This is a genomic window from Nitratireductor sp. GZWM139 (assembly GCF_030068685.1).
GTDB lineage: Bacteria > Pseudomonadota > Alphaproteobacteria > Rhizobiales > Rhizobiaceae > Nitratireductor > Nitratireductor aquimarinus.
Genome location: NZ_JAMQML010000014.1, coordinates 66,030 through 79,726, shown reverse-complemented (window position 1 = coordinate 79,726; position 13,697 = coordinate 66,030). Strand labels below are relative to the sequence as shown.

Sequence of the window (13,697 nt, the reverse complement as noted above, 5' to 3'; positions counted from 1 at the left end):
GTGCATCATGGCTTGCCTGATCGGCGCCTGCGCACATCTCGGCCGATTTCGGGAGCGGCAACATGCAGGACCCATTCAGGCGCGCCACGCTGGGGGCGGGCGTCTTCTACCGCGATCCGACCGCAGCACTGGACTGGCTCGAACGCGCATTCGGTTTTGAGCGTCATACCGTGGTGCGGGACAGGGACGGTGAACTCGTTCACTCCGAAATGCGCATCGGGGATGCCTACATCATCGTCGATTCCGAATGGTCTTCCCATGTCGCCAGCCCGGCCTCGGTGGGTGCGAAGAACACGCAGGCTCTCTACATCAAGCTCAAGGGCGCGCTCGACGATCATTGCGAGCACGCCCGACAGGCCGGCGCAGAGATTTTGCAGGAGCCGGAAGACCAGATCTACGGCGACCGCACCTATCGCGCACGCGATCCCGAGGGACATGTCTGGACATTCATCCAGCCTGTCCGATCCGTTTCCCGCGAGGAGGTTCAGAACCTGACAGGCTGGTCCATTGAGGGCTGGCACGGGGAGTAGGTGTGTGATGGGAGTAGTGAAGCCAGAGCGATGGCGGAGAGTGAAACGCCGGCGGCTGCATGCTTGTTACGGAGTTGTATAGTTCGTCCCTGAGGAACCGGAAGTTTGTCATGAGCCGGAGAACTCCACGCTAGCATGGTTCCTTACGCGAATTTGCTCACCGTAAATCAACGCGCTGGCGCCTGCCTGCATCCTCTTGAAATCGATGGTGAGACGGAGCCGCTTGTTTGAAGATTGCAACAAGTGTAGCCTTTTAGGGTGCCAATGGGTGGATTTTTGTGAGGTACACGATGGTTCGGAATATACTTGTCGTTGCAGCAGCCGCCTTTGCCATAGCTGGCTGCACCACCACAGAGCGGGACGTTGGCGTGGGGGCCACAGCAGGCGCCGTCGTTGGCGGATTGGCCGATGGTGGTCGAGGAGCGCTTATTGGCGCCGGCGCAGGGGCGCTGGGCGGGCTTCTCGTTCGAAACCTTCGCAACGGATATTGCGAATATCGCGGTCGCGACGGTCGGATCTACAGGGCCCGGTGCCGTAAGTAGTTCCCGATCCGAATGTGCAGGATTTTCAATTGGCGGAATTAGACGTCCGACAGGATTTTCTGCCGGATGCGCCGCAATCCCTGAGGCATCGACAATCGTTCGTGCCCAGGGAACTTCATTGCTCGGCCCGGTGACGCTTTCGCGCGGCCTTAGACAGTTATGAATTGACGCGCTTCATTTTCGTGATCTTTTGCGGCGATGTTCGGCGTTGCCGTTTTCTCACCGCAGGCTGATCCCTGCTGGCTTCGCACCATTTTTCTGTCCTTAGTCCTCTGGCTTTTACTTTGACAGCCTGATCGTCTCCTTCTGGAGAAGGACAGGTGGCGGCTCCATCTCTGTCATCCCATGAGTACTGGCGGCTGCCCGAAAGCTGGCGTTCCGAGCGTAGACGGCAACCGGAGAACCCCATTCCTTGTCGTAATAGTCGAGGAACTCCGGCGCCGCACCTGACCAGCTACAGCGTGGTTCACCATCGGCTCATGTGAAGAGCTTTGGCATCGTTCAGGCTTTCAAGAAGTCAAGCGCGGGTGTTGTCTTCTTGACGTCGACTTCGGTGATCTCGGCAATGACGACATTGTGCTCTACGAACGGATCGGTATTGATACGCCTCTCGATCTCTTCGCGGCTTTCTCCTGTCGCCAGAATCGCGCCGCCGCCTTCCGGTGTCAGGGAGCCCACACACTGAAAGATGCCGTCGCCGAAACCCTGAGCGATCCATTCGTTGTGGGCCGGCATGAAATCCGAGGCGGCTGATTTGTTTTCGGAGAAGCGGAGATAGATGATGAACACTGTTGTCTAGTCTTTCGTTGAGGTTTGAACGGGAAGTCGGTCAAGCCACGCCTCCAGCGCGGAGACTTCCGCCCTGAGGAATGCCTCATCCTTGAGGGCGGAGACCATCACTGCGATGCCTTGCGAGCGGGCGAGAACATGCAACGCCAGAGCATCGGCATCGTCCTTATGCCCGAGCGCCCTGAACTGATCCGCAAGCCAGTCGCGAAACAGGCCGAAAATCTCGGCGGCGCGCGATTCTGCGATGTGATCCAGCTTGGCCAACTCGGTCGTTAGCGTCCCGACCGGGCATCCGAATGCCATGATCTTGGTCCGATTGGTGATGAGGATACGGATGAAAGACCGTATTCGGTCTTTCGGTGCGGAATCCGTTTCCCAGGACTCGAGCAGTGTCTGTGTTGCTGCCAGGCGACGGTCAATGACCGCGTCGAGAATATCGTCCTTGGATTTGAAGTGGTGGTAGAAATTGCCGCGGGAGATGCCGACCGCTCCCGCAATGTCCGCAAAGGATGTCGCCTCGAAACCTGCTTCGTAGAAGAGGGCATCGGCCTTTTCTTCGATACGTTTGCGAGTGGCTGATCGTGACATGGAGGCCCCTGAAGAGTCGCTGCAGTCGAGATTAGGGCGAGCGTCCTAATCCGTCAAACACGAACTCCGAAAGCGGCCGTCGTGCATCGCGCAGCATTCGGTAGCATGGGCTCAGAGCGGTCGCCGGGGCCGTACACCAGCAATCCGAATGACTGCTGTCAAAATGGCGGGTTGGAGCCCGGAGTGCGTGATGCTGCGCAGCCGCTGAATGTCGGCTTTCTTCAAGACCGCCATCCCATCGTGGCCTATCGTTGTGGTCGCATTGTTGGAGACACCTCACATGATCTTTCGCTACACGATTCTCTACGTGGATGACGTCTCGTCGTCGCTCGACTTCTTCGAAAAGGCTTTTGGGTTCGAACGCGGCTTCCTTCACGAAAGCGGCGATTACGGCGAGCTGCTAACAGGGGAAACCAAACTGGCTTTCTCCTCAAGAACCCTCATGCGTCAGTTGGACAAGGACCCGGCGCTGCCGAGACCGGACGCCCCGACGTTCGAGATCGCATTCGAGACGGAGGATGTGGCTGGCACCCTGCAAAGGGCGCTCGACGCGGGGGCCACGCTCATTCAGGACGCGCGCGATGAACCATGGGGGCAGACAACGTCATACGTGGCGGACCCGAATGGGTATCTGATCGAAATCTGCACAGCAGTACAGTTGCCGGGTTGAGGCCATGATGGAGGAGTCAGAGAAAGCCAAAATTGTCGCTCAGTTGAAAGCTGTTGTCGCAACGGTCGAGCCGGAGGCGGCCTTTGTCGCGAAATATGGGGGAACCATGGTCGAGAGCGTTCCCGGGCAGCCCAAATCGCAGTTCTGCGGGATTTTCGCCTACAAGGACCACGTTTCCCTAGAGTTCACCAACGGCGCGCAGCTGGCTGATCCGGAAAAGGTGCTAGAAGGCGGCGGAAAGCACCGGCGTCACATCAAGCTCGCCAGCCTCGCCGACATCGTGGACAAGCGATGCGGGGATTTCCTACGTCAGGCCCGCGATCTCCAATGACCAGTTGCCAAGCCCGGGTTGCGCCAGATCGGCAATCGCAGCAGGGTTCCGGCGGAGTTGGACGGGCGTCCAGCCGAACCACCGCACGAACTCTCGCGTCATGTGGGCCTGGTCGCTATAGCCGTAGTGCGCCGCGATCTCGGCAAGCGGAACGCGACATGGTAGGGCCTGAACCGCCCGCCGGGCCCGACCCAGCTGACGCCAGAAGGCCGGGGTTGGAAGCGACAGGTGCCTGAACCGACGTTGCAGGGTTCTTTCCGATACGCCCTGTTGCCGGGCCAGGCGATGAACGCTGTTGCCCGGCAAGCAAAGGGCATCGATGATTTCCGAAATCTCTTGGTCATGCCGCGTGAGGGCTTCGATCTCTGTATCAAGGTTCGACACGTCACGGTCCGCGATCTCGAATTCGGCAAGGTCTAGCGTGGTGCCAGGCCGCAGCCGATATCCAGTCAGGCAGGTTCCTGCGTCGAGCCTGACCAACCTTGGCGCGAAGTCCCAGTCAGTGACTTGAAGAACCTCGCTTCCCGCCCTGCCGCAGGACAAGACAAGCAGATCGACACAACCATCTGGAAGAACCACCGAGACTTCGTTGGCCCCAACTGCGTAGGTCCAGCGATGAACGCAGGGGGGGTAGCTTGGGTCAATGCGGGCATGACAGTCAAAGTAAACGAATAGCTGCCGCTGATCCAGAGCGAAGCAACGGCTGGCTCGTCCGCATGACAGTCATTGGAGGCTGCTGGCAGGTGGCTTTGTCACGAATGCCCGCTATTTGACCTCGCGGAAAAACGTTGAACGATGCCGGTCGAGTTTCGCGGCGTTGTGGTCAACGCTAATGCCGGCCATCCGCCAGCGGGCAATCTTGCGGCGTTCATCCACGCCAATCTGTGAGTAGGTGCGTTTCATGGGGTGTTCCTTGCGAGAGATAAGTCGTTGTTATCTCTCGCAAGTCGCAAGTCGCACTTCAAGATAGGACTCACCCTGTTATATCAAATGATCGCATAACATACATTATGGAACCAATCTAACCATCCGAGCGCTCCGGCGGTGCGATGAGTGAGCCGGCGGTGTAGACGAGGATCGAAAGTCCCACCGCGCCCAGCGCCGCGATGCCGAGGAAGATGATGACGTCAATCGGCCCGCCGAGATCCGACAGGCTGGATTTCGTCACCCACAGCACCAGCGCCACCGCCGCCACCGCGCCGAACGGCATGGAAAGCTGCGCCCACAGGAACTTCTTCATGGAAACCGAGCGGTCGCGGATCAGCACATAGATATAGGCCAGCGTGATCACCACGGCCGCCACAACCAGAAACCAGAACAGACCGCGTCCGAACATTTCTTCGAACACCGCGATCATCGTGCCAAATGTAAGGTCTTTCATGATCCTGTCCTCTCAGGCTTCGCCGCGCAGCATCGCGTTGTAGGTCGGCTTGAGCGCCAGCTCCTTCATCAGCCAGCTGATCCATAATTCCTCCAGCGGCGCGATGATGCCCGGAAACGATGGAACGAGATTGTTCTGATAGTCGAACTCGACCAGCATCGCCCGGCCCACGCGGGTAATCATCGGGCATGAGGTGTAGCCATTGTAGCTTGCCGTGCCTTCGTTCCCCGCAATGGCCGCGACCAGATGATCCTCGACCACCGGCACCTGCCATTTCACGCTGGCTGCGGTCTTTCCCTTGGGCACGCCAGCCACATCGCCCAGCGCGAAAACATCGGGATAGCGCAGGTGGCGCAGCGTCTGCATGTCCACCTCGACCCAGCCCTGATCGGTCCATTTGTCCGCCCAGGAAAGGCCCGACTGGCGCACCACATCGGGCGCGCGCTGCGGCGGGATCACGTGGAGATAGTCGTAACCAAGCTCCTTCTCGCCCTCCGGCGTGTCGAAGGTGGCGATCCGGCGGCCGGCGTCCACACGCTTCAGCACATGCGAGAGCGCCGGCGCGATGCCGCGATCCTGAAACAGCATGCGCACCTTCTCGGCCACGATGGGCACACCGAATAGCGCCTGCGAATTGTTGGCGTAGATGATCTCCGTTTTGCCGGCATTGCCGTTGGTTCTGGCAATGTCGTCGATGAGGAAGGTGTGCTTGAGCGGCGCGCCCGCGCACTTCATTTCGGTGGCGGGCCGTGTGAACACGCCGATACCGCCCTCCTCGGTGAATTTCGAGGCCGCAGCCCAGGTCCGCGCGGCATAGTCCGGTCCCGCATAAAGCGCGCCGATGCCGTTTTTGCCGACCATGTCGAGCGAGAACCCCTCGATGGCGTCGTGATCCAGAACCAGGCCCGGTGCCACAACGAGGAGATCATAGCGAACCGTCTGGCCGCCGCTGGTCGTGACCGTGCGGGCTTCCGGGTCGATTTCCGTGGCGGCCTCGGCAATCCAGTCGATGCCGTCCGGCAGCCAGTGCGCCGTCGAGGAGACGACGTAATCTGCCGGTTTCAGCCCGGCTGCAACGAGGGAGAGTCCCGGCTGATAAAGATGCCGCTCGCTTGGATCGACGATGGTGATCTTCGCGCCATCGAGCCTGCGCACCAGGCGGTTGGCGAGCGATGTGCCAGCGGCCCCTGCCCCGATGATCACGATGGAAGCGGATGTTTTCACGGTCTGGGCCGGCGCGGTGTGGGCGGATGCGCCAAGAAGGGCGCCGGCGGCGGAAAGAGTGATGAACTGGCGTCTGTTCAAGGTCAGAGCCTCCCTGCTTGTCGTGGCCTGCGGGATACTTCATCCGGAGCCACATTCATTGCGATGGATAAGACAATAGACGGCTATTTTCCTTGATTAAGATCAAGCGGGGTGATGCAATACTGTCGACGCGCAGATCTCGCATCCTGTCGACAGGAATGGAATGCCCTTGATCTGCATCAACGACTTTCAGTCGGTTTCGGCTGAAGGTCAGAGGCAATGGCAGCAGCAGGAAACAGGCTCGATGATCATTCGCTCCCTGACAGAAGAAGAATGCGTCGCGGTGCTGGATCGCAACCGGCTCGGCCGGCTTGCCTGCGCCCGGGATGGCGAGCCCTATCTGGCGACGATCCACTATGTGCATGCGCAGGGCAGCCTTTATGCCTTCTCGCTTCCCGGTCGCAAGATCGATTTCATGCGCGCCAATCCGCGTGTTTCGATGCTGATTGAGGAGAAGGACGAGAAGGGCTGGCGCAGCGTGGTCGTCAATGGCCGTTTCGAGGAACTGCCAAACGAGATCGGCCACAAGAAGCAGCGTGAGCAGGCGTGGCAATTGCTGAGCCAGCACGAAAACTGGTGGCTGCCTGGCGGTCTGAAGCCGGTTCTTCCCGTCACGACGAAACAGCCGCACCTGTTCTTCCGCATTGGGGTCGAGGAAATGTCGGGCCGGCTGGCCGACCGTGAGGCGGAGTAGAGCCATGGCGCAGCCTTCCGCCTTGATCCAGAACAAGGCGGATGGGCCGGACAGAGACCATACTTGATTGCATTCAACGGTTTTGGGAGAGCGACGATGTCTTACAAGACAATACTCTGTGTGATCTCTGCCAGTCAGGGCGACAATGACCTGAAGCAGGCGCTGACGCTTTGCGAGCAGAACGAGTCTCATCTGGCCGTTCAGGTGCTCGGCATCGCCGCTCCACCGCCGGTTGGCACCTATGCCGCCACCGTTTCGGAAACCTGGGCCGTCGAGCGCCAGGCAGATATCGAGCGCCTCAGCCAGCGGGTGAAAGAGGTCAATGATATCATCGCCAGGGCGCAGGTTTCGGCGGATGTCGACAGTGTTTTCGTGGAGCGGACCGTGGTGGACGATGTGGTCGGCCGCCGGGCGCGCTATGCGGATCTCGCCGTCATTGGAGCGGATCTCAGAAACAACGAGGATCTGCGCGGCCCGGTGCTGAACGGCCTGTTCTTCCATGCCCAGATTCCCGCCATGATCTTCCCGGACGACAGGCCCATGGCGCTCGTCGCGAGCAACATCATGATTGCCTGGGATTGCCGTCTGGAGGCGTCGCGGGCCGTGCATGAGGCAAGGCCCCTGCTCGCGGCTGCCGGCAATGTTCATGTGGTGATGATCGACCCCGAGGCCGGCGAGCGCGCGGATGGCGAAGAACCGGGCGCGGATCTTGCGACTTATCTGGCCCGCCTGGGTGCGAAAGTGACCGTGGAGCGCGTCACCAGCTCCGGCCGCAGCGTCGCCGATACGCTTCAGCGTCGCGCGCAGGACATGCAGGCCGATCTTGTGGTCATGGGCGCTTACGGGCATTCGCGGCTGCGCGAACGCATTTTCGGCGGCGTCACGCGGTCGATGATCGAAGAACCGGCAGTGCCGGTCTTCATGGCGCGCTGAGCACGGGGCACGCTGAATGGGGGCACGCTGAACGAGAGGCGCGCCAAACCGACGAAAGGGAAACGTCTGCAATGTCGATCACACCCGAACAGTGCCGCGCGGCGCGGGCCATGACCCGCGTTTCCAGAGAGGTGCTGGCCAATGCCGCGAATGTGCCGATCTTCGTTATCGAGCAATATGAGCAGATGCTGTCGGAACCGGATGATGCGCAGCTTGAAAGCATCGAGACGGCGCTTGAGACGCTTGGCGCGGAGTTCATCGATGAAGACAGATATGGCGGCGCAGGTGTGCGCCTTCGGTTCGATGCGACCCTTTCCAGAAGCATGTCCGACTGGGAAAGCGAAGGCGGCCGCGCCGCCGACAATGACGTGCCCTGAGGGCCTTCTTCAGGAGAGAACGCCCTGCTCGCGCAGCATACCGATCTCGGCGCGGATCGTGTCGATGAAGGCGTTTTCGATGCGGCTCAGCGGGCGGTCTTCGTGATGGAAGATCGCCATTTCCCATGGGATGGAGGGCTTTAGCGGCCGCTCGATCACATCGTCGCCCGAAGGCAGAAGACTGCTGAACGGATCGACGATGGCAATGCCGACGCCACGCCGCACGAGGCCGTGCACCGCGCGCAGGGTGCGCGCCTCCGCCGCGATCTGGCGCTGCGCGCCGGCGGTCTGCATCATGTAGTCGACGCGGGTGCGCAGCGGGCTGCCGATCGCCAGCTCCACAAACACTTCGCGCCGCAAATCTTCAATCTGCACCACATCCCTGCCCGCCAGCCTGTGCCCTTTCGGGATCAGGCAACGCGCCTCGCAGGCCCCCAGGTTAATCAGGCTCGCGCCATAGGGGCTCGCATCCAGCGTGATGCCGACGCCCAGATCGCAGCTTCCCTCGTTGAACATGCGCAGAAGCTCTTCAAGGCCCGTATCGACGATCTTCACCGCCACGTCCGGATGCGTCTGCTTGAAGCGCGCCACCACATCCAGCAGGAACGTGTCCACATAGATCGGCTGTGCAGCCACCACGATGCGCCCCACCTGCCGGTTGGCGATGGCGCGCGCTTCGCGCTCAAGCTCCTGAAACGCGGTCAGTGAACGCGAGACATTGGTGTGGAACAGGATCGCCTCATGCGTCGGCATGAGCTGGTTGCGTTTGCGCACGAACAGGGGGAAGCCAATCGTCTCTTCCAGCTGGCCGAGAAGGCGGCTCACCATGGGCTGGCTGATCTTCAGCGCCGCTGCCGCGCGCGTTGCGGAACCATGGCTCATGAAGGCGTCGAACGCCTCGAGCTGCTTCAGGTTCATCTGCGCATCCTCAATAGTCACTATTAATAATAGTAATACTAACAGGCATAATTTGCGAAATAAAGCATGCTGTGCAAAAAAAGCGTGCGCTCGGTCCATCCGGGCGAATGGCTTCACTCTCCCAGGGAGGACCCTGCATGAAATCTGTACTGAAAAACATTGTGGCTGCTGCCGCTCTCGTTCTCGCCGCCGGCACGGCGCACGCGGGCGATTATCCGGAAAAGGCCGTGACCATCGTTGCGCCTTATGGCGCAGGCGGCGCTTCGGACATGGCGGCGCGCGCATTGGCCGAGACCGCTCGTGACTATCTCGGCGACCAGCCGGTTGTCGTGGTCAACAAGCCGGGCAATGGCGGCATGATCGGCGCTCGTTTCGTTTCCGAGATCGAGCCGGACGGTTACACGCTTCTTCTCGCCCGCGTCGGCATGGCGCTCTACCCGGCGGTTCAGGAAAGCTCCCCGGTCGGTTGGGATGGCTACACCTTCCTCGGTTCGCTCGAAGCAACCCCGATGATCCTCGCCGTGGCGGAAAACTCCCCCTACAAGTCGGCTGAAGAGCTCATCGCGGCGATGAAGGCCGAGCCGGGCGCCCTCACCTATGGCGCATCCGGCGCGACCGCCATTGACGGCTTCACCGTTCAGGCGCTGCTGGCCGACAATGAACTCGACCCGCTGACGGCAGCGACCCTCGTGCCCTACAAGGGCGGCGGCGCTCTCGCGACCGCGCTTCTGGGCGGCCATGTGGATTTCCTCGCCATCGCGGCCGGTTCGCTGATGCCGCACATCGAGTCCGGCAAGATGCGCGCTCTGATGGTCTACGCACCGTCGCGCATGGACACGCTGCCTGACGTCCCGACCGCAGCCGAGCTCGGCTTCGACAAGGCTGGCCAGATCACCGGCTGGAGCGCACTCTACGGCCCGAAGGATCTGCCGGAAGAGGTCGTGACCCGCTGGCAGGAAACCCTCAACAAGGTTGGCGAGGACGAGACCTGGCTTGAGCTGGCCAAGCGCCGCGGCTCCATCTCCACGGCTGGCAAGGAAGACATGCCTGCCTATGCCAAGTCGCAGTACGAGCTGTTCAACGGGCTCGCCCGCGAGTTCGGCTACATTCAGTAAGCCAACTTAAGAACCAGGAGGACGCGGCATGCTGAACAAGGGAATGCTCCGGGGCTTTTTGATCGCCCTTTTCTTCGGCGTGGTGCTTTTTGCACTGATCCCGATCCACGTGCCGCGTCCTTCCTTCATTCCAGGCTTCGCGCCCCCGCCAGACATGTGGCCGCGCACCGTCTCGATTCTGGGCCTCGCGCTCGGCATTCTGGCGATGGTGCTTGTGGCTCTCAGCGGCGGGCGCACAGCTCCGGAAGAGGCGGAATATTCGCCTGCCTCGCCTGCGGAATGGCGCAACCGGCTGATCCGGCTCGCGCTGGCGCTCGCCGCCTTTGCAGGCTTCGTCTTTCTCGCGCCGCGCCTCGGTTTTCTGCCGTCATCGATGCTGCTGGCGCTCGCTGCCTTCATTCTCGCCGGAGCTTCGTCGCGCTGGGTCGCAGTGCTTGCGCTGGCCGTCCTGCTGCCGCTCGGCCTGCAGCTCTTCTTCGGCAATGTAACGCACACGCCCTTCCCTCAGGGGAGCTGGGGCATCTTCCCCACCTTCAACTGAGAACGCCACCAGGACCGCTCAACACATGTGGAACGATCTTCTTTTCGCATTCGAATCCGTCGCCACGCTGGCCAATGTGCTGGCCATGGGCGCGGGCATCCTGGCCGGTGTGATCATCGGCGCCATTCCGGGCATGACCGGCACCATGGCGGTGACGCTCGCCCTGCCCTTCACCTTCTATCTGTCGCCCGTCACCAGCATTCTTTTGCTCGTTGCGCTCTACAAGGGCAGCACCTATGGCGCGTCGATCTCGGCGATCCTCATCAAGACGCCGGGCACGGCGTCCGCCGCCTGTACGGTGCTTGATGGCTGGCCGCTCGCCCAGAAGGGCAAGGCCGGCAAGGCGCTCAACATGGCGCTCATCTCGTCCTGTATCGGCGATTTCCTGTCCAACATTTCGCTGATCTTCCTCGCGGCCCCGCTGGCGCTTCTGGCGCTGCGCGTTGGTCCGCCGGAATATTTCATGCTGATGGCCTTCGCGCTGACCATGGTCGCCTCCATTTCCGGCGGCTCGCTGCTGCTCGGCGTCGTGTCGGCCTGTTTCGGTCTGCTTCTGGCAACCGTCGGCGAGGACATGTACGGCTCGTTCCGCTTCGCCATGACCGAGGACATGAAGGGTGGCCTTTCCGTGGCACCCGTTCTGATCGGTCTGTTCGCCCTGCCCGAGCTTCTGCGTCTCATCGTTTTCCGCGAGGAAAACCATGGCCAGGCCATGAAACTTGGCGACAACCGGCTGACGCTGGCGGAATTCCGCGGCTCGGTGAAATCCATCATCCGCGGCAGCTTCATCGGTGTGATTCTGGGCGCCATTCCGGGCATCGGCCCGTCGGCCGCCGCCTTCTTCTCCTATGGTGAGGCGCGTCGCTCCTCCCCCAACAGCGAGAATTTCGGCAAGGGTGAGCTGGAGGGCATCGCGGCTTCTGAATCGGCCAACAATGGCTGCTGCGGCGCGACCATGATCCCGCTTCTGGCGCTCGGCGTTCCCGGCGACGTGATCACCGGCGTCATGCTCGGCGCGTTCATGATCCAGGGCCTCACGCCCGGCCCGCTTCTGTTCCAGAACAATCTGAACGAGGTCTACATGCTGTTCATCGGCATGATGTTCTCCTCGGTCCTGCTGTTCGGCGCGGGCAAGCTGACGGTGCGCTTCTTCTCGCACATCGCGTCGATCCCGCAGGTGCTTCTGACGCCTGTGGTCCTGATGCTGTGCGTCTATGGCATCTATTCGATTTCCAGCAACATGTTCGACGTCACCGTCCTGCTCATCATGGGCGTTGTCGGCTTCATCATGCTGCTTTTGAACATCCCCCCGGCGCCGTTCCTGATCGCCTTCATTCTGGGGCCGATGTTCGAGGACAATCTGCGCCGCGCGCTGGCCATTTCGCGCGGTGACCCGTCCGTCTTCTTCCAGTCCGCCATTTCCTGGATTTTCGCAGGTCTGATCGTGTTCTTCGTCGGCCTGACGATCCGCCGGGAGTGGCAAAAATACCGAGAGAACCGTGCTGCACAGAATGCCTGAGGCCGAAAAGTCCACCATGTCACTGCTTGAGAATGCCAAGAGCCACCTGAAGGATCTGGTCGCCTTCGATACGACGAGCCGCTACTCGAATCGGCCGCTCATCGACCACATGGCGGCGTTCCTGCGGGAATACGGCATCGAGCCGGTCATACTGCTGGACGAGACGGGCGAGAAGGCAAACCTGATCGCCCGCATCGGCCCTGCCGACGTTCCCGGTGTCGTGCTGTCCGGCCACACCGATGTGGTGCCAGCGCTGGAAAAGGGCTGGACCTCCGGCCCCTTCGACCTGACCGAGCGCGACGGAAAGCTCTATGGCCGCGGAAGCTGCGACATGAAGGGCTTTGCCGCCTGTGTCATGGCGATGGTGCCGCAGCTTGCAGCCGCGAAGCTGGAAAGGCCGGTCTGGCTCTGCTTCTCGCATGACGAGGAAGTGGGCTGCCTCGGTGCGCCGGCCATCGCCGAATGGCTGGCCGCGCTCGACGTGCCGCCCATGCTGGCGATCATCGGCGAGCCGACCGACATGACGCTGGTGACCGGCCAGAAGGGCAAGATCGCCATGCGCTGCCATGTGCATGGCACGTCCGGCCACTCCTCCTTCGCGCCCGATCATGTCAACGCCATCGACTACGCAGCGCGCATCGTTTCGATGATCGCCGAACGCGGTGAGCAGATCGGCGAGGAAGGCCCCTTCGACCGCGACTTCACGGTGCCGCATTCGACCATGCTGGCGACCATGATTTCCGGCGGCGTCGCCACGAATGTGACGCCGGATCTGTGCAGCTTCACCTTCGAGATTCGCAGCCTGCCGACCCATGATGCGCGGGCCGAACTGGAATCTCTGAAAAAGCGCGCAAACGAAGAAATTTTGCCGAAAATGCAGGCGAAATGGGCCGAAACCGGCATCGAATGGGAAGAAATTTTCGCCTATCCGGCGATGGGCGACAGCACGTCGACCGACGGCTTCGCCTTCTTCCGCGACATCATGCCGGAGTGGTCGGGCAAGGTGTCCTACGGTTCGGAAGGCGGTGTGTTCGAGACCATCGGCGGCATCCCCTCGGTGATCGTCGGCCCCGGCTCGATCCGCCAGGCGCACAAGCCCGACGAGTTCGTTGCCATCGAGCAGCTGGACCTTTGCCTCGATTTCCTGGGCAAAGTCGCCCGGAAGGTCACCGAACCGGCCTGACCTAAGCATTCCGGCCCGGCCGCTCATCGCGGCCGGGCCTCCCCTGACGCAGAGTTCTGCACAACCGCGTCAGCCTGCTTGACAAGCAGCACCGCCTTCGCCCACCCTAAAGCCTCACCTGGGGGGTCCCGCCAAGGGGCTGAGATTCTGCTGGCATGGTTTTCCATGCAGCGCAGTGACCCGATGAACCTGATCCAGTTCATACTGGCGTAGGGATGGTGCATGCTTGGCGGGTCACAGGCTTATCGCGGCCGAAAACCGTTTCCGTACAGGAACGTCAC

Annotated in this window: 17 protein-coding genes, 1 pseudogene and 1 riboswitch; of the genes and pseudogenes, 11 read left to right on the top strand and 7 right to left on the bottom strand. The window is 61.3% G+C overall.

Annotation, left to right across the window (positions count from 1 at the left end; genetic code table 11):
* Positions 1-62 precede the first annotated feature (62 nt).
* Positions 63-530, top strand: coding sequence for a VOC family protein (locus tag NDI72_RS16780; RefSeq protein ID WP_283801067.1), 468 nt, complete (start codon positions 63-65; stop codon positions 528-530).
* A gap of 290 nt (positions 531-820) precedes the next feature.
* A complete protein-coding gene (locus NDI72_RS16775) occupies positions 821-1,072 on the top strand; it encodes a YMGG-like glycine zipper-containing protein (protein WP_206546460.1) in 252 nt (83 codons plus the stop codon).
* A gap of 501 nt (positions 1,073-1,573) precedes the next feature.
* On the opposite strand, the gene NDI72_RS16770 is transcribed toward NDI72_RS16775, so the two are convergent.
* Both NDI72_RS16770 and NDI72_RS16765 read right to left on the bottom strand, forming a co-directional pair.
* Positions 1,574-1,861, bottom strand: a complete 288-nt coding sequence (locus NDI72_RS16770; protein WP_113157048.1) for a YciI family protein — start codon at positions 1,859-1,861, stop codon at positions 1,574-1,576.
* A gap of 6 nt (positions 1,862-1,867) precedes the next feature.
* Positions 1,868-2,449 carry a TetR/AcrR family transcriptional regulator gene (locus NDI72_RS16765; protein ID WP_283801066.1) on the bottom strand — a complete coding sequence of 194 codons (582 nt, stop codon included), beginning with the start codon at positions 2,447-2,449 and terminating at the stop codon, positions 1,868-1,870.
* A gap of 280 nt (positions 2,450-2,729) precedes the next feature.
* Here NDI72_RS16765 and NDI72_RS16760 point away from each other — a divergent pair, with 280 nt between their 5' ends.
* A complete protein-coding gene (locus tag NDI72_RS16760) occupies positions 2,730-3,119 on the top strand; it encodes a VOC family protein (protein WP_113157160.1) in 390 nt (129 codons plus the stop codon).
* A 7-nt stretch (positions 3,120-3,126) separates the two neighbouring features.
* Entirely contained in the window at positions 3,127-3,450 is a 324-nt protein-coding gene (locus NDI72_RS16755) for a DUF1801 domain-containing protein (RefSeq protein WP_283801065.1), read from the top strand.
* Here the strand turns inward: NDI72_RS16755 and NDI72_RS16750 are convergent.
* From NDI72_RS16750 to NDI72_RS16735, 4 genes and pseudogenes are all read right to left on the bottom strand, one after another.
* Positions 3,424-3,930 (bottom strand): helix-turn-helix domain-containing protein, encoded by a 507-nt coding sequence (locus NDI72_RS16750; protein WP_283801064.1) that lies wholly within the window; start codon positions 3,928-3,930, stop codon positions 3,424-3,426. The genes NDI72_RS16755 and NDI72_RS16750 overlap by 27 nt on opposite strands.
* Positions 3,931-4,218: 288 nt before the next feature.
* Positions 4,219-4,353, bottom strand: a pseudogene (locus NDI72_RS16745) (helix-turn-helix domain-containing protein); the annotation flags it as partial.
* Between the two features lie 118 nt (positions 4,354-4,471).
* Positions 4,472-4,831 (bottom strand): DUF5368 domain-containing protein, encoded by a 360-nt coding sequence (locus NDI72_RS16740; protein ID WP_206553087.1) that lies wholly within the window; start codon positions 4,829-4,831, stop codon positions 4,472-4,474.
* A 12-nt stretch (positions 4,832-4,843) separates the two neighbouring features.
* Complete coding sequence (locus NDI72_RS16735; protein WP_283801062.1) at positions 4,844-6,136, bottom strand: NAD(P)/FAD-dependent oxidoreductase; 1,293 nt, start codon at positions 6,134-6,136, stop codon at positions 4,844-4,846.
* Positions 6,137-6,380: 244 nt separating this feature from the next.
* Here NDI72_RS16735 and NDI72_RS16730 point away from each other — a divergent pair, with 244 nt between their 5' ends.
* The 3 genes from NDI72_RS16730 (at position 6,381) to NDI72_RS16720 (ending at position 8,140) form a co-directional block, all read left to right on the top strand.
* Entirely contained in the window at positions 6,381-6,830 is a 450-nt protein-coding gene (locus tag NDI72_RS16730) for a pyridoxamine 5'-phosphate oxidase family protein (RefSeq protein WP_206995926.1), read from the top strand.
* Positions 6,831-6,926: 96 nt separating this feature from the next.
* Positions 6,927-7,763: a universal stress protein gene (locus NDI72_RS16725; RefSeq protein ID WP_206546453.1), complete on the top strand. Its 837-nt coding sequence runs from the start codon at positions 6,927-6,929 to the stop codon at positions 7,761-7,763.
* A gap of 71 nt (positions 7,764-7,834) precedes the next feature.
* On the top strand, positions 7,835-8,140 hold the full coding sequence (locus NDI72_RS16720; protein ID WP_113157040.1) for an XRE family transcriptional regulator: 306 nt from the start codon (positions 7,835-7,837) through the stop codon (positions 8,138-8,140).
* 9 nt (positions 8,141-8,149) lie between these two features.
* Here the strand turns inward: NDI72_RS16720 and NDI72_RS16715 are convergent, their stop codons facing one another.
* Positions 8,150-9,058, bottom strand: a complete 909-nt coding sequence (locus tag NDI72_RS16715) for a LysR substrate-binding domain-containing protein (protein ID WP_113157039.1) — start codon at positions 9,056-9,058, stop codon at positions 8,150-8,152.
* 137 nt (positions 9,059-9,195) lie between these two features.
* On the opposite strand from NDI72_RS16715, the gene NDI72_RS16710 reads away from it, so the two are divergent.
* From NDI72_RS16710 to argE, 4 genes are read left to right on the top strand one after another with little or no spacing between them, the layout of a single operon-like run.
* On the top strand, positions 9,196-10,173 hold the full coding sequence (locus NDI72_RS16710; protein WP_113157038.1) for a Bug family tripartite tricarboxylate transporter substrate binding protein: 978 nt from the start codon (positions 9,196-9,198) through the stop codon (positions 10,171-10,173).
* 28 nt (positions 10,174-10,201) lie between these two features.
* The gene (locus NDI72_RS16705) at positions 10,202-10,714 is read left to right on the top strand and encodes a tripartite tricarboxylate transporter TctB family protein (RefSeq protein ID WP_283801060.1); all 513 of its coding nucleotides are present in this window, start codon (positions 10,202-10,204) and stop codon (positions 10,712-10,714) included.
* A gap of 25 nt (positions 10,715-10,739) precedes the next feature.
* Positions 10,740-12,233 carry a tripartite tricarboxylate transporter permease gene (locus tag NDI72_RS16700; RefSeq protein ID WP_113157037.1) on the top strand — a complete coding sequence of 498 codons (1,494 nt, stop codon included), beginning with the start codon at positions 10,740-10,742 and terminating at the stop codon, positions 12,231-12,233.
* Between the two features lie 16 nt (positions 12,234-12,249).
* Complete coding sequence (argE, locus tag NDI72_RS16695; RefSeq protein WP_283801059.1) at positions 12,250-13,416, top strand: acetylornithine deacetylase; 1,167 nt, start codon at positions 12,250-12,252, stop codon at positions 13,414-13,416.
* Between the two features lie 109 nt (positions 13,417-13,525).
* Positions 13,526-13,650, top strand: a riboswitch (TPP riboswitch).
* Positions 13,651-13,697 lie beyond the last annotated feature (47 nt).